Annotated in this window: 16 protein-coding genes and 1 pseudogene; 16 read left to right on the forward strand and 1 reads right to left on the reverse strand. The window is 37.8% G+C overall.

What is annotated here, in order from left to right:
* The first annotated feature begins 36 nt into the window (after nucleotides 1-36).
* The 3 genes from rocS (at nucleotide 37) to HMPREF2853_RS05810 (ending at nucleotide 2,979) form a co-directional block, all read left to right on the forward strand.
* Nucleotides 37-531 carry a chromosome segregation protein RocS gene (gene rocS / locus HMPREF2853_RS05800; protein ID WP_000021248.1) on the forward strand — a complete coding sequence of 165 codons (495 nt, stop codon included), beginning with the start codon at nucleotides 37-39 and terminating at the stop codon, nucleotides 529-531.
* An 82-nt stretch (nucleotides 532-613) separates the two neighbouring features.
* The gene (locus HMPREF2853_RS05805; protein ID WP_070535228.1) at nucleotides 614-1,207 is read left to right on the forward strand and encodes a 3'-5' exonuclease; all 594 of its coding nucleotides are present in this window, start codon (nucleotides 614-616) and stop codon (nucleotides 1,205-1,207) included.
* An 8-nt stretch (nucleotides 1,208-1,215) separates the two neighbouring features.
* Nucleotides 1,216-2,979, forward strand: coding sequence for a glycerophosphoryl diester phosphodiesterase membrane domain-containing protein (locus HMPREF2853_RS05810; RefSeq protein WP_070535229.1), 1,764 nt, complete (start codon nucleotides 1,216-1,218; stop codon nucleotides 2,977-2,979).
* 37 nt (nucleotides 2,980-3,016) lie between these two features.
* Here HMPREF2853_RS05810 and HMPREF2853_RS05815 read toward each other — a convergent pair whose 3' ends face one another.
* Nucleotides 3,017-3,316 carry a YbaB/EbfC family nucleoid-associated protein gene (locus tag HMPREF2853_RS05815; RefSeq protein ID WP_000981516.1) on the reverse strand — a complete coding sequence of 100 codons (300 nt, stop codon included), beginning with the start codon at nucleotides 3,314-3,316 and terminating at the stop codon, nucleotides 3,017-3,019.
* Nucleotides 3,317-3,741: 425 nt separating this feature from the next.
* Between HMPREF2853_RS05815 and HMPREF2853_RS05820 the strand changes: the two genes are divergently transcribed.
* The 13 genes and pseudogenes from HMPREF2853_RS05820 to HMPREF2853_RS10080 form a co-directional block, all read left to right on the forward strand.
* Nucleotides 3,742-4,449, forward strand: coding sequence for an IspD/TarI family cytidylyltransferase (locus HMPREF2853_RS05820; RefSeq protein WP_000262370.1), 708 nt, complete (start codon nucleotides 3,742-3,744; stop codon nucleotides 4,447-4,449).
* A gap of 4 nt (nucleotides 4,450-4,453) precedes the next feature.
* On the forward strand, nucleotides 4,454-5,476 hold the full coding sequence (locus HMPREF2853_RS05825; protein ID WP_070535231.1) for a ribitol-5-phosphate dehydrogenase: 1,023 nt from the start codon (nucleotides 4,454-4,456) through the stop codon (nucleotides 5,474-5,476).
* A gap of 16 nt (nucleotides 5,477-5,492) precedes the next feature.
* Complete coding sequence (locus HMPREF2853_RS05830) at nucleotides 5,493-6,350, forward strand: phosphotransferase family protein (protein WP_070535237.1); 858 nt, start codon at nucleotides 5,493-5,495, stop codon at nucleotides 6,348-6,350.
* A gap of 1 nt (nucleotide 6,351) precedes the next feature.
* The gene (locus HMPREF2853_RS05835) at nucleotides 6,352-7,230 is read left to right on the forward strand and encodes a DMT family transporter (RefSeq protein WP_070535240.1); all 879 of its coding nucleotides are present in this window, start codon (nucleotides 6,352-6,354) and stop codon (nucleotides 7,228-7,230) included.
* Between the two features lie 11 nt (nucleotides 7,231-7,241).
* Nucleotides 7,242-7,931: a sugar phosphate nucleotidyltransferase gene (locus tag HMPREF2853_RS05840; protein WP_061588148.1), complete on the forward strand. Its 690-nt coding sequence runs from the start codon at nucleotides 7,242-7,244 to the stop codon at nucleotides 7,929-7,931.
* A 192-nt stretch (nucleotides 7,932-8,123) separates the two neighbouring features.
* Entirely contained in the window at nucleotides 8,124-8,600 is a 477-nt protein-coding gene (locus tag HMPREF2853_RS05845) for a PTS sugar transporter subunit IIA (RefSeq protein WP_070535242.1), read from the forward strand.
* 37 nt (nucleotides 8,601-8,637) lie between these two features.
* A complete protein-coding gene (locus tag HMPREF2853_RS05850) occupies nucleotides 8,638-8,943 on the forward strand; it encodes a PTS sugar transporter subunit IIB (RefSeq protein WP_000590551.1) in 306 nt (101 codons plus the stop codon).
* 54 nt (nucleotides 8,944-8,997) lie between these two features.
* The gene (locus tag HMPREF2853_RS05855; RefSeq protein WP_000382527.1) at nucleotides 8,998-10,473 is read left to right on the forward strand and encodes a PTS galactitol transporter subunit IIC; all 1,476 of its coding nucleotides are present in this window, start codon (nucleotides 8,998-9,000) and stop codon (nucleotides 10,471-10,473) included.
* A 107-nt stretch (nucleotides 10,474-10,580) separates the two neighbouring features.
* Complete coding sequence (locus HMPREF2853_RS09755) at nucleotides 10,581-11,477, forward strand: aldose 1-epimerase family protein (RefSeq protein ID WP_083306896.1); 897 nt, start codon at nucleotides 10,581-10,583, stop codon at nucleotides 11,475-11,477.
* A 287-nt stretch (nucleotides 11,478-11,764) separates the two neighbouring features.
* Nucleotides 11,765-12,190: a galactose-6-phosphate isomerase subunit LacA gene (lacA, locus tag HMPREF2853_RS05865; RefSeq protein WP_000029277.1), complete on the forward strand. Its 426-nt coding sequence runs from the start codon at nucleotides 11,765-11,767 to the stop codon at nucleotides 12,188-12,190.
* A 148-nt stretch (nucleotides 12,191-12,338) separates the two neighbouring features.
* Nucleotides 12,339-12,854: a galactose-6-phosphate isomerase subunit LacB gene (gene lacB, locus HMPREF2853_RS05870; protein WP_001216921.1), complete on the forward strand. Its 516-nt coding sequence runs from the start codon at nucleotides 12,339-12,341 to the stop codon at nucleotides 12,852-12,854.
* 10 nt (nucleotides 12,855-12,864) lie between these two features.
* Nucleotides 12,865-13,794, forward strand: coding sequence for a tagatose-6-phosphate kinase (locus tag HMPREF2853_RS05875; protein ID WP_070535244.1), 930 nt, complete (start codon nucleotides 12,865-12,867; stop codon nucleotides 13,792-13,794).
* 1 nt (nucleotide 13,795) lies between these two features.
* Nucleotides 13,796-13,861 (forward strand): annotated as a pseudogene (locus tag HMPREF2853_RS10080) (tagatose-bisphosphate aldolase); the annotation flags it as partial.

Below are 13,861 nucleotides of genomic sequence, written 5' to 3' on the forward strand. Positions count from 1 at the left end.
AATAAAGAAAAGCTAGAAAACGTTTCAGAGGATATTATGAGTATTGAAATGACCGTCAGTGAGATTGCAGAGGTCTTAGGCCTATCTCGTCAAGCAATCAATAATCGTGTCAAAGAACTTCCAGAAGAGGACACGAAAAAAAATGACAAAGGTGTAACTGTAGTGACTCGAAGTGGCTTGATCAAGCTAGAAGAAATCTACAAAAAAACGATTTTTGAAGATGAACCAGTCAGTGATGATGTCAAACAACGTGAACTGATGGAAATATTGGTTGATGAGAAAAATGCTGAAATTCTTCGATTGTACGAGCAACTCAAGGCCAAAGACCAGCAGTTGGCAGAAAAAGATGAGCAGATGCGCATCAAAGACCGTCAGATTGCAGAAAAGGACAAACAGTTGGACCAACAGCAACAGTTAACTCTTCAAGCCATGAAGGATCAAGAAACCTTGAAACTAGAGTTGGATCAAGCAAAAGAAGAAGTCCAAGCAACCAAAAAAGGCTTTTTTGCTCGCCTATTTGGAGGAAAATAAAGAAGCTGTTTGGGTTATTCACTAACCTAATGGCTTCTTTTATTATTTATAGTTTTAAATCGAGTTGAAATTGAGGGAAAAGATGGAAAAATTAAGAGATTATATTGCCTTTGATTTGGAATTCAATCAACATGAGGGGGTTACCCATTTAATTCAAGTGTCAGCAGTCCGTTTTCAAGATGGACAAGAAAGTGCAGCTTTTGATTCTTATGTCCATACTACAGCACCATTGAAGAGTTTTATCAATGGTTTGACTGGAATTACAGCTGAAACCTTGAAAGATGCGCCGAAAGTCGAGCAAGTTTTAAAAGACTTTCATGCCTTTGTTGGTAAATCACCTATCGTTGGCTACAATGCGGCCAAGAGTGATTTACCTATTCTCTTAGATTATGGTTTGGACTATCGTGACCAGTATAAGGTCGACCTATATGATGAGGCTTTTGAACGCCGTAGTTCTGACCTACACGGCATAGCCAATCTCAAATTGCAAACCGTGGCGAATTTTTTAGGCTTTCACGGGAAGTCTCATAACAGTTTAGAAGACGCCCGCATGACGGCGCGTGTTTACGAAGCCTTTTTGGACTCGGATGACGGAAAGCTATTAATAGAAGACCAGAGTAGTTTTTCGATGAATAATCCTTTCGATGGCTTAGATTTATCCCAATTTTTAGACTAGGAGTGCTTATGAAACCTGAAAAACCTAAAAAGCTAGGTTTTAGGAAGATATACTATAACCTAGATAAGATTTTATTTCTATTTTTCTTGATATTTATGATGGTTGAGTTTGTCTGGCTACCATTAAATTCATGGATTGCTGGCATCCTTCTGAGACAAACTGGTTATTTGTTTATCTCCTACAATAACTTTTGGGCGATTATACAAGGCTCGCCTTTTATCAGTTTAGCCTTTCTCATCTTAATTGCAATCAATCTCCTGGTCGCCTATTTCCAGATTTGTCTTTTGTTTATCGGGGCGCGGCACCTTCTCTACCATGAAAAGAGAACCTTGATTGAGTATAGTAGAAAAGTCTTTCACCAGAGCTTTCTATTTGTCAAACGATTGAGCTTTTGTAAGATGGCCTTTGTCTTCTTTTATGTAGCTCTACTTTTTCCTTTTATTAGGAAAATTTTAAAAATCTACTATCTCAATAAGATTATTATCCCTGATTTTATCGTTACATACCTAGAAGATAAGAACTGGCTGGTAGGGCTGTTGATCATAGCATCCGCTTGGATCTTTCTCTACATTTCTGTTCGCTTCATGTTTGCCCTTCCTAAGATTCTCTTTGAAAGAAAGACAGTAAGAGAAAGTGTGAAATATAGTCTCCAAAAGACGAAGAAAAACGTCCTTTTCTTCTCTTGGCATCTCCTACTCATTATCATTAAAACCTATCTCTTCTTCTTTGTCTTGTTAATCCCCTTGCTCTTTGCTCAGGCAGTAATGGATAATTTTACTCAAAAAGAATCCTTGATTCTTGGTGTGATTAATTTTATCTTGATTAAAAACCTCCATTACATGACTCTGACTTATTTCCTAGTGAAGTTTGTTTCCTTCCTGACAGGAGAAGAGTTGGAGATCATGCCAAGACGAAAGAAAGACCATTTGATGAGGTGGGGAGTCATGGGGTGTGCAAGTATCTTTTTTGCCTTAGAAGGTTATATCTATCTGGAGTCTCCGGATACCAACACACCTTTAGTGATTTCACACAGAGGAGTAAGTAATAAAAATGGTGTTCAAAATACAGTACAGTCTTTAGAAAAGACAGCCCAACTAAAACCAGACCTCGTCGAGATGGATGTGCAAGAAACGAAAGATGGCCAGTTCGTGATGATGCACGACGCTAACCTTAAATCGCTAGCAAGAATTAATGCAGCACCGCAAGACTTAACTCTGGATGAATTAACAAATACAGATATTTACGAGAATGGTTATCAAACAAAGATTTCAAGTTTTGATGATTATTTAGAACGTGCAAATACATTAAACCAAAAATTGCTGATTGAGATTAAAACCAGTAAAAAAGATAGTCCGCAAATGATGGACCATTTCCTTGAAAAGTATGGAATGACGATCAAGAAATATGGCCACCAGATGCAGTCACTAGACTATCATGTGATTGATAAGGTCTTGGCTTATGATTCTGAAATTCCAGTTTACTTCATCCTGCCATATAATAGTGTGTTTCCAAGAACCAAGGCGACTGGTTATACCATGGAGTATTCAACTTTGGATGAATACTTTGTCAATAAACTTTGGACAACAGATCAGAAACTATATGTTTGGACTGTGAATAGTTCTGAGTCCTTTGATAAGGCAGTCAGACTTGGAGCAGATGGCATGATAACAGATAACCTAGAAATGGTCCAATCACAAGTCACAATGGCTCAAGACGATCCGGAATATACGGAATTACTCTTAAAGAAAGCAATGGAATTCTTTGATTTCTAAAAAAAAAGAGAAACATCTGTTTCTCTTTTTTTGTGGATTAGAAAGGCAATTTTCCAGCGAAAGCACCGAGTTTCTTCTTAGTTGTTTCATCAATTTGTTCAAGTGCAGCGTTAATCGCTTGAACAGTCATGTCAGAAAGTGTTTCGAGATCTTCTGGATCTACAACTGCTGGATTAAAGTCAATGCTGACCACTTTCTTATCACCAGTTAGAGTTGCTTGGACAAGGTCTTGAGCTGATTTTCCAACAAATTCCATGGCAGCGAGTTCTGCTTGACTTTGTTCCATTTGTTTTTGAAGTTTTTGTGCTTGGCGCATCATGTTCTGCATGTTCATCATAGCGGTTTATAGTTTCCTTTTTCTATTATTTTCTTTTTTATTTTACCAATTTTAGGAGCAAAAGTCTAACAATAGTTTAAAACATCGTAGAGATTGCTTTCTTAAATTTACAAAAATGGATGCCATAATTTTCCTAGCTTTTTCTTGTATTTCTAAAAATATATTTAAGTTTTCTTTAAGTTTTCTATTATATTCTAAAGAACTCTATATTAACCGAACGTTGAATGAGGGGGATAGAGAATAACCTAAATTTATTTCTTAATTTGTTATGGTCTTTCCAGATTTAGTAAGACATTGTTCACTTTTTATCTTAAATGGTGTTTTGATTAGACTAAATGATGCTCTGTCTTTTCTTCATGATGGAGACAGATTGTGATATAATAAATAGTAATGAGCTTTTTAGAATAAACTAAAGGAGAATATAAATGGTCTATGCAGGAATCCTAGCCGGAGGAACTGGCACACGCATGGGAATCAGTAATTTACCAAAACAATTCTTGGAGTTGGGTGATCGTCCTATTTTGATTCACACAATTGAAAAATTTGTTTTAGAACCAAGTATTGAAAAAATTGTAGTTGGAGTTCATGGAGACTGGGTGTCACACGCCGAGGATCTAGTTGACAAGTATCTTTCTCTCCACAAGGATCGCATCATCATTACCAAAGGTGGGGCTGATCGCAATACCAGTATCGAGAAGATTATAGAAGCCATTAATGCCTATCGTCCAATCACTCCAGAAGATATTGTGATTACCCACGACTCTGTTCGTCCATTTATCACACTTCGCATGATTCAGGACAATATAAAACTGGCCCAAAATCATGATGCGGTTGACACAGTAGTAGAAGCGGTTGATACCATTGTTGAAAGTACCAATGGTCAGTTTATCACGGATATTCCAAATCGTGCTCACCTTTATCAAGGTCAAACACCTCAGACTTTCCGCTGCAAGGATTTCATGGATTTGTATGGTTCTCTATCTGATCAAGAAAAGGAAATCCTAACGGATGCATGTAAGATTTTTGTTATAAAAGGGAAAGACGTTGCCCTAGCTAAAGGGGAATATTCAAACCTTAAAATCACAACTGTAACAGACTTGAAAATCGCGAAAAGCATGATTGAGAAAGACTAAGGCTATGATTAATCAAATTTATCAACTGACCAAACCAAAGTTTATCAATGTAAAATACCAAGAAGAGGATATTGATCAGGAGAATCATATCCTGATTCGTCCAAATTATATGGCGGTTTGTCATGCGGATCAACGTTACTATCAAGGGAAACGTGATCCAAAGATATTGGCTAAAAAGCTTCCTATGGCTATGATTCACGAGTCTTGTGGAACTGTTATTTCAGATCCAACTGGTACTTATGAAGTCGGTCAAAAGGTAGTTATGATTCCAAATCAGCCGCCTAGGCAGAGTGACAAGGAGTTCTACGAGAACTACATGACAGGGACCTACTTCCTATCTAGTGGCTATGATGGCTTTATGCGAGAATTTGTTTCTCTTCCCAAAGACCGTGTTGTTTCTTATAATGACATTGAGGATACTGTTGCAGCCATTACCGAGTTTGTAAGTGTTGGTATGCATGCCATGGATCGATTCCTACATCTTGCTCATAGCAAACGAGAGCGCATTGCTGTCATCGGAGATGGTAGTTTGGCCTTTGTGGTTGCAAATATTATCAATTACACACTACCGGAAGCAGAGATTATCGTTATTGGTCGCCATTGGGAAAAATTGGAGCTTTTCTCTTTTGCAAAAGAGTGCTATATCACGGATAATATCCCAGAGGATTTGACCTTTGATCATGGATTTGAGTGTTGCGGTGGTGATGGTACAGGTCCAGCTATCAATGACTTGATTCGCTATATTCGTCCACAGGGAACGATTCTCATGATGGGAGTGAGCGAATACAAGGTCAATATCAATACACGAGATGCTTTAGAAAAAGGTTTATTATTGGTCGGTTCGTCTCGATCAGGACGAATTGATTTTGAAAATGCAATACAGATGATGGAAGTTAAAAAGTTTGCGAATCGTCTGAAAAATATCCTTTATGTCGAAGAACCAGTGAGAGAAATCAAGGACATTCATCGTGTCTTTGCTACAGACCTAAATACTGCTTTCAAAACAGTGTTTAAGTGGGAAGTGTAAGAGATGGAGGCTAATTGTGGAGAAAATTATTAAAGAAAAAATTTCTTCTTTGCTATCTGAAGAAGAGGAAGTCCTCAGTGTTGAACAACTGGGAGGCATGACCAACCAAAACTATTTGGTCAAAACAACCAACAAACAGTATATTGTGAAATTTTTTGGTAAAGGGACTGAAAAACTCATCAATCGTCAAAATGAAAAGTATAATCTTGAACTTTTAGAGGATTTAGATTTAGATGTTAAAAATTATCTCTTTGATATTGAGTCAGGGATTAAAGTAAATGAGTACATCGAATCAGCAGTAACTCTTGATTCAACATCAATTAAGTCCAAGTTTGAAAAGATTGCACCAATTTTACAAACCATCCACGCTTCAGGGAAAGAATTAAGAGGAGAATTTGCTCCTTTTGAGGAAATCAGCAAATATGAATCCTTGATTGAGGGACCTATCCCTTATGAAAACTATGAAGCTGTAAGAAAAGATGTATTTTCACTAGAAAAGAGATTGGCTGATTTGGGTGTTGATAGAAAGTCCTGTCACATCGATTTGGTACCAGAAAACTTTATCGAGTCACCACAAGGTCGTTTGTATTTGATTGACTGGGAATACTCTTCTATGAATGACCCGATGTGGGATTTGGCAGCTCTTTTCTTAGAGTCTGAATTTACAAAGCAAGAGGAAGATGATTTCCTTTCCTACTATGAAAGTGACAAAACGCCTGTATCACGTGAGAAGATTCGTATCTATAAAATCTTGCAAGATACTATCTGGAGTTTGTGGACAGTGTACAAAGAAGCTCAAGGGGCTGATTTTGGAGATTACGGTGTCAATCGTTACCAAAGAGCTGTCGAAGGTTTGACTTATTATGGAGGTTAGGATGAAGAATAAAAATGGTGTTTCCTTTGGTCTGCTCTCTGGTATCTTCTGGGGATTAGGTCTAACGATTAGTGCTTATATCTTTTCAATTTTTACAAATCTTTCACCCTTTGTGGTGGCTGCTGCTCATGATTTCTTGAGTATCTTTATCTTGTTAGCTTTTCTTTTGGTAAAAGAAGGAAAAGTTCGTCTCTCGATTTTCTTAAATATTCGAAATGTAAGTGTAATTATCGGAGCTTTACTAGCAGGACCAATAGGTATGCAGGCCAATCTTTATGCGGTTAAATATATCGGTAGTTCTCTAGCTTCATCTGTATCAGCTATTTACCCAGCAGTTTCAGTTTTACTAGCCTTCTTCATTTTGAAACACAAGGTTTCAAAGAATACAGTATTCGGTGTTTTCTTGATTATTGCAGCGATCATTGCTCAAACTTACAAGGTTGAACAAGTAAACTCGTTTTACATTGGGATTCTTTGTGCCCTTATCTGTGCCATTGCCTGGGGGAGTGAAAGTGTTCTCAGTTCCTATGCTATGGAAAGTGATTTAAGTGAAATTGAAGCCTTGTTAATCCGACAAGTAACCTCATTCCTGTCCTATCTTGTGATTGTGCTCTTTTCTCACCACTCATTTGCAGAAGTGGCAGATGGGCAGTTACTAGTCCTTTTGATTGTCTTTGCAGCCTTTGATATGATTTCCTACTTAGCTTATTATATCGCTATTAATCGTTTGCAACCTGCGAAAGCGACAGGTTTGAATGTGAGCTATGTAGTTTGGACTGTCTTATTTGCAGCTATTTTCTTAGGTGCACCGCTAGATATGCTGACAATTATCACTTCACTTATTGTTATGGCTGGTGTTTATATTATTATTAAAGAATAAAGGAGATTCATGTGAAAGCGATTATTTTAGCAGCGGGATTAGGAACTCGTCTGCGCCCTATGACTGAAAATACCCCAAAAGCTTTGGTTAAGGTTAATCAAAAACCTTTGGTAGAATACCAAATCGAGTTTTTGAAAGAGAGAGGAATTGATGAGATTATCATCGTTGTCGGTTACCTCAAAGAACAATTTGACTACCTAAAAGAAAAATATGGTGTCCGTTTAGTCTTTAACGACAAGTATGCTGATTACAATAACTTTTACTCACTTTATCTAGTAAAAGAAGATTTGGCTAACAGCTACGTCATCGATGCAGATAACTATCTTTTCAAAAATATGTTTCGAAACGATCTTAAACGTTCTACCTATTTTAGCGTTTATCGTGAAGACTGTACGAACGAGTGGTTCTTGGTTTACGGTGATGACTACAAGGTCCAAGACATTATTGTTGACAGCAAAGCTGGTCGCATTTTGAGTGGGGTTTCATTCTGGGATGCTCCAACTGCTGAGAAGATTGTTGGCTTTATTGACAAAGCTTACGAGAGTGGTGAATTTGTTGATCTCTACTGGGACAATATGGTTAAAGATAATATTAAAGAACTAGATGTATATGTAGAAGAATTAGAAGGCAACAGCATCTATGAAATCGATAGTGTCAAAGACTATCAAAAACTAGAAGAGATTTTATCTTCTATTAAGTAACCAATCCAAAAAAAGAAGGCTCAGCCTTCTTTTTTTGTTGTTGAAATCAAGGGATGTTTGATATTGATTGTATTTACCAAATAAAACACAATTTATAAAAAAATGAACAAAATAAAACAAAAAATATTGACAACGATTTCATATAGTGTTATACTTATAGCATAAAAGTTAATTGAAAGAAGGGAAAATGTTATGGGATTAGATCATTTCTTTGACAAAAACCTGGTGTTTTGCTTAGAAGCGGATAATCAAGAACAACTCTTTGATCAGGTAGCAAGCCTGTTGGAGGAACGAGAAATAGTAACTCCAACTTATCGTGAAGCCTTGATCACGCGTGAAAAGTCATTTCCGACTGGCTTGGATATGGAATTTCTGGGGAAAGATTTGCCAAATGTAGCGATACCTCATACAGATATTGTTCATAATCTAGCTGAGAAAGTAGTGGTTGTTCGACTAGAAAAACCAGTAACTTTTCACAATATGATTGCTCCTGATAAGGAAGTAGAAGTATCCCTACTCTTCTTTATCATTAACAACTCAAGTTCAAGTCAAACAAATATTCTGGCTCAGTTGATGGACTTTTTCACAGAAAATGGACATCTGGAAGATCTATCAAAAATTTCCGAACCAGAAAAACTTTATGCTTACATTGCTGAAGCAACCGCTTAATCTTGTCTATTAAAAAATAAAATCGGAGGAAATCCAAATGATTAAAATTCTTGCTGCCTGCGGTGCAGGTGTTAACTCAAGTCACCAAATTAAAAGTGCTCTAGAAGAAGAACTTTCAAACCGTGGTTATGATGTTCACTGTGATGCAGTCATGGTGAAAGATGTAAACGAAGACCTTATCAAGGGCTACGATATCTTTACACCAATCGCTGCAACTGACCTTGGTTTTGAACCAGGTATTCCAGTAATTGAAGCTGGACCAATCTTGTTCCGTATTCCAGCAATGAGCGCTCCAGTATTTGACAATATTGAAGCAGCTATCAAAGAACATGGACTAAGCTAATTTATTCTTTATCTTGTTAACATTCATATAACTAAAAAAACGGGAGGAACTATTATGGATGTCATTATCAATCTGGCCAACGATATCTTCAAACCTATCTTGGATATGGGTGGACCAATCATCATGCTGATCATTTTGACAGTATTGGCTCTACTTTTTGGAGTGAAATTCTCCAAAGCGCTTGAAGGTGGTATTAAACTTGCCATCGCTCTTACTGGTATCGGTGCTATCATCGGTATGCTCAATGGAGCTTTCTCAGAATCACTTAAAAAATTCGTTGAAAACACTGGTATCCATTTGAACATCACTGACGTTGGTTGGGCACCACTTGCAACCATCACTTGGGGATCTGCTTGGACACTTTACTTCTTGCTTGTAATGTTGATTGTCAACGTTGTGATGCTTGCAATGAAGAAAACGGATACACTTGACGTCGATATCTTCGATATCTGGCATTTGTCAATCACTGGTCTTTTGATTAAATGGTATGCAGATAACAATGGAGTTAGCCAAGGGGTTTCACTCTTCATCGCAACTGCAGCAGTTGTCCTTGTAGGTATTTTGAAAATCATCAACTCTGACTTGATGAAACCAACTTTCGACGACCTTCTTAATGCACCAAGTTCATCACCAATGACTTCAACACACATGAACTACATGATGAACCCAGTTATCATGGTTTTGGATAAGATTTTTGAAAAATTCTTCCCAGGTCTTGATAAATATGACTTTGATGCTGCTAAATTGAACAAAAAGATCGGTTTCTGGGGATCTAAATTCTTCATCGGTTTCATCCTTGGTATTGTTATCGGTTTTATGGGTACTCCACAACCTGTTGAAGGACTTAAAGATGCTGCAAACTGGCAAGAAGTTATTAAAGGTTGGTTGTCTCTTGGTTTGACAGCCGGTGTAGCTTTGGAACTCTTCTCACTTATCGGATCTTGGTTCATCGCAGCCGTAGAACCACTTTCACAAGGTATTACAAACGTTGCTACTAAACGTCTTCAAGGACGTAAATTCAACATCGGTCTTGACTGGCCTTTCATCGCTGGTCGTGCTGAAATCTGGGCTTGTGCTAACGTACTCGCTCCAATCATGCTAGTTGAAGCTGTGCTTCTTTCAAACGTCGGTAATGGTATCTTGCCTCTTGCAGGTATCATCGCTATGGGTGTGACTCCAGCTCTCTTGGTTGTTACACGTGGTAAATTGCTCCGTATGATTATCTTCGGAACACTCTTGTTGCCTCTCTTCCTTCTTTCTGGTACTCTTATCGCACCATTTGCAACAGAACTTGCTAAAGGTGTAGGTGCCTTTCCTAAAGGTGTAGATAGTGCTCAATTGATTACTCACTCAACTCTTGAAGGACCAATTGAAAAACTATTTGGTTGGGCAATCGGTAATGCTACAACAGGTGATATCAAAGCAATCCTTGGTGCAGCAGCCTTCCTTGTCTTCTATGTAGGTATCTTTGCTTGGTATAGAAAACAAATGATCAAACGTAACGAAGAATACGCAGCAAATGCTAAATAATTCGCTCCTATAAAATGTAAATTGTGAAAACTAGGTTGTTAATTTCCTACATTGGGAGTGACAACCTAGTTTTTCGTATAAAAATCTAAAAATAGTTGGAGAACATTATGGTAATTGAAATCAAATCAGACCAGTTAACGGTCCAGTTTAAAACCTTAGGTGGCGCCTTGTCGTCGATCAAGGATCGAGAAGGCATTGAGTATCTGTGGCAAGGAGATGCCACTTACTGGAGTGGACAAGCTCCAGTACTTTTCCCAATCTGTGGCTCTTTAAGAGAAGATACAGCCTTTTACAGTCACGCAGATGGAACGGAGACGAAAGGAAACATTCCTCGTCATGGTTTGGTTCGTAAAAAAGAATTTGACTTAGTTGCACAAACGGAAAACAGCGTAACCTTTGCTATCGAAGATGATGAGAATACTTATCAAAACTACCCTTATCATTTCCGCCTTGAAATCACTTATCTAGTGACCGGCAAGACTGTTCGTACTCAATACAAAGTCTTCAATAAAGAAACCAATAAAGTAATGCCATTCTTTATAGGAGGACATCCAGGGTTTAATTGCCCTCTACTAGATGGCGAAACTTATGAAGATTACTATTTAGAGTTTGAGAAAGAAGAGACTTGCTCTGTTCCCCGTCCTTTCCCAGAAACAGGCATGTTAGACTTTCAAGATAGAAGTCCATGGTTGGATTCACAAAAGGAAGTGGACCTCAGTTATGATCTGTTTAGTGTTGATGCAGTGACTTTGGATGAGTTGCAATCTAAAACAATTGCCCTTCGTTCTCGTAAGCATGAGAAGGGATTAAAAGTACACTTCCAAGAGTTTTCAAATCTTATTATCTGGTCAACTTTGAATAAGGGACCTTTCATTGCCTTTGAACCATGGTCTGGCTTGTCAACATCTCTTGAAGAAGGAGATCATTTAGAAGATAAGAAAAACGTTCGTTTCTTGCAACCCGGTCAAGTAGATCAAATTGGCTTTGATATTGAAATATTTTAGATAAAAAAACCACAAAAACAAACATTTACTGTTGACTTTTTATAAAAATAGGAGTATATTATGTTTGTAAACAACAAATGATGTTTGTAACAAACAAACAATCACTTGTTATATTCTCTTTCGAGGAGAAAGTTTGTTTCTAGGAAATTGATTTCCTGGACTTGGATAAGGTGATATTCATCTCATTCAATCAAATTTGTCACTAAACTGCTAGAAAGTCTTTTGTAGGTAAACTGCTAACTATAAAAGTCTTTACTAGCCTAGAAAAATAAAAAGGAGTATACAATATGTCTATTGTTATCGGTGCAGATGCTGCAGGTTTGAGATTGAAAGAAGTTGTGAAAGACTTCTTGGAGAAAGAAAACTTCCACGTTGTGGATGTTACAGCTGAAGGTCAAGATTTTGTTGATGTGACTCTTGCTGTTGCTGCAGAAGTAAACAAAGAAGAACAAAACCTTGGTATCGTGATTGATGCTTATGGGGCTGGTCCATTCATGGTCGCAACTAAAATCAAAGGAATGGTTGCTGCAGAAGTTTCAGATGAACGTTCAGCCTATATGACTCGTGGCCACAACAACTCACGTATGATCACTATGGGTGCACAACTTGTTGGTGACGAATTGGCTAAAAATATTGCTAAAGGATTTGTTAACGGTAAATACGATGGTGGTCGTCACCAAATTAGGGTCGATATGTTGAACAAAATGTGCTAATACTCTTCAAAAATCAAGATAATCTGTTGTCAGCTCACTTTAGCTAACCTCAGTTATGCTTGCAGCTCGCTTCCTAAGCTAATCTTGATTTTTATTGAGTAAGGATAAATGATATTAGATTTATATAATTAATCGGAGGGAATAACTAATGAGAATTGCAATTGGATGTGACCACATCGTAACAGATGAAAAAATGGCGGTTTCAGAATTTTTGAAATCAAAAGGATATGAAGTCATTGACTTTGGTACATATGACCACACACGTACTCACTACCCAATCTTTGGTAAAAAAGTTGGTGAAGCCGTTACAAGTGGTCAAGCTGATCTTGGGGTATGTATCTGTGGTACTGGTGTTGGTATCAACAACGCTGTAAATAAAGTTCCAGGTGTTCGTTCTGCCTTGGTTCGTGATATGACAACAGCTCTTTATGCTAAAGAGCAATTGAATGCCAACGTTATCGGTTTTGGTGGTAAAATCACTGGTGAATTGCTTATGTGCGATATCATTGAAGCTTTCATCAATGCCGAATACAAACCATCTGAAGAAAACAAAAAATTGATTGCTAAAATCGAGCATGTTGAAACTCACAATGCTCATCAAGCAGATGCAAACTTCTTTACAGAATTCCTTGAAAAATGGGATCGCGGTGAATACCACGACTAAGAGGTAACGCATGATTTTAACAGTCACGATGAATCCATCCATTGATATTTCTTATCCTTTGGATGAATTAAAAATTGATACTGTCAACCGTGTGATGGACGTGACCAAGACAGCTGGTGGAAAGGGTCTCAATGTTACACGAGTTCTTTCAGAATTTGGTGATTCCGTTGTTGCTACTGGTTTGGTCGGTGGTAAACTTGGTGAGTTTTTAGTAGAAAACATCGACGATAAAGTAACGAAACGTTTCTTCTCCATTCAAGGAGAGACTCGTAACTGTATCGCTATTCTACACGGGGACAACCAAACAGAAATTCTTGAGAAAGGGCCTGAAGTTCTGGAGCAAGAAGGGCAAGATTTCTTAGCTCATTTTGAGAATCTTCTTGAGACTGTAGAGGTCGTAGCCATCTCAGGTAGTCTTCCAGCTGGCCTTCCGGTTGACTATTATGCAAACTTGGTGGAACTTGCTAATAAAGTAGAGAAACCAGTTGTTCTAGACTGCTCAGGTGCGGCTCTTCAGGCTGTCCTTGAATCACCACACAAACCAACAGTTATCAAACCAAATAACGAAGAATTGTCTCAGCTTCTTGGAAAAGAAGTTTCAGAGGATTTGGATGAATTAAAAGAAGTCCTTCAAGAACCTCTATTTGCAGGAATTGAGTGGTTTATCGTTTCACTTGGTGCCAATGGTGCTTTTGCAAAACATGGTAATACCTTCTACAAGGTAGATATTCCGAGAATTCAGGTAGTAAATCCTGTCGGATCTGGTGATTCTACTGTGGCAGGGATTTCTTCAGGTCTTCTTCATAAGGAATCTGATCAAGAACTCCTCATCAAGGCAAATGTCCTTGGTATGCTCAATGTCCAAGAAAAGATGACAGGTCATGTCAATATGGCCAACTATCAAGCTCTATATGATCAATTAATAGTAAAAGAGGTATAAAATGGCTTTAACAGAACAAAAACGTGCACGCTTAGAAAAACTCTCTGACGAGAACGGCATTATCTCA

The sequence above is a fragment of the Streptococcus sp. HMSC077F03 genome (genome assembly GCF_001812375.1).
Classification (GTDB): Bacteria; Bacillota; Bacilli; order Lactobacillales; family Streptococcaceae; genus Streptococcus; species Streptococcus oralis_S.

Excerpts from the sequence above, each read along its gene's own strand:
- HMPREF2853_RS09755 (WP_083306896.1), top strand. The coding sequence starts at position 10,581 with ATGGTAATTGAAATCAAATCAGACCAGTTAACGGTCCAGTTTAAAACC.
- HMPREF2853_RS05805 (WP_070535228.1), top strand. The coding sequence starts at position 614 with ATGGAAAAATTAAGAGATTATATTGCCTTTGATTTGGAATTCAATCAA.
- HMPREF2853_RS05815 (WP_000981516.1), bottom strand. The coding sequence starts at position 3,316 with ATGATGAACATGCAGAACATGATGCGCCAAGCACAAAAACTTCAAAAA.
- HMPREF2853_RS05810 (WP_070535229.1), top strand. The coding sequence starts at position 1,216 with ATGAAACCTGAAAAACCTAAAAAGCTAGGTTTTAGGAAGATATACTAT.
- rocS (WP_000021248.1), top strand. The coding sequence starts at position 37 with ATGAGTATTGAAATGACCGTCAGTGAGATTGCAGAGGTCTTAGGCCTA.
- HMPREF2853_RS05875 (WP_070535244.1), top strand. The coding sequence starts at position 12,865 with ATGATTTTAACAGTCACGATGAATCCATCCATTGATATTTCTTATCCT.
- lacA (WP_000029277.1), top strand. The coding sequence starts at position 11,765 with ATGTCTATTGTTATCGGTGCAGATGCTGCAGGTTTGAGATTGAAAGAA.
- lacB (WP_001216921.1), top strand. The coding sequence starts at position 12,339 with ATGAGAATTGCAATTGGATGTGACCACATCGTAACAGATGAAAAAATG.
- HMPREF2853_RS05855 (WP_000382527.1), top strand. The coding sequence starts at position 8,998 with ATGGATGTCATTATCAATCTGGCCAACGATATCTTCAAACCTATCTTG.
- HMPREF2853_RS05845 (WP_070535242.1), top strand. The coding sequence starts at position 8,124 with ATGGGATTAGATCATTTCTTTGACAAAAACCTGGTGTTTTGCTTAGAA.
- HMPREF2853_RS05835 (WP_070535240.1), top strand. The coding sequence starts at position 6,352 with ATGAAGAATAAAAATGGTGTTTCCTTTGGTCTGCTCTCTGGTATCTTC.
- HMPREF2853_RS05820 (WP_000262370.1), top strand. The coding sequence starts at position 3,742 with ATGGTCTATGCAGGAATCCTAGCCGGAGGAACTGGCACACGCATGGGA.
- HMPREF2853_RS05850 (WP_000590551.1), top strand. The coding sequence starts at position 8,638 with ATGATTAAAATTCTTGCTGCCTGCGGTGCAGGTGTTAACTCAAGTCAC.
- HMPREF2853_RS05825 (WP_070535231.1), top strand. The coding sequence starts at position 4,454 with ATGATTAATCAAATTTATCAACTGACCAAACCAAAGTTTATCAATGTA.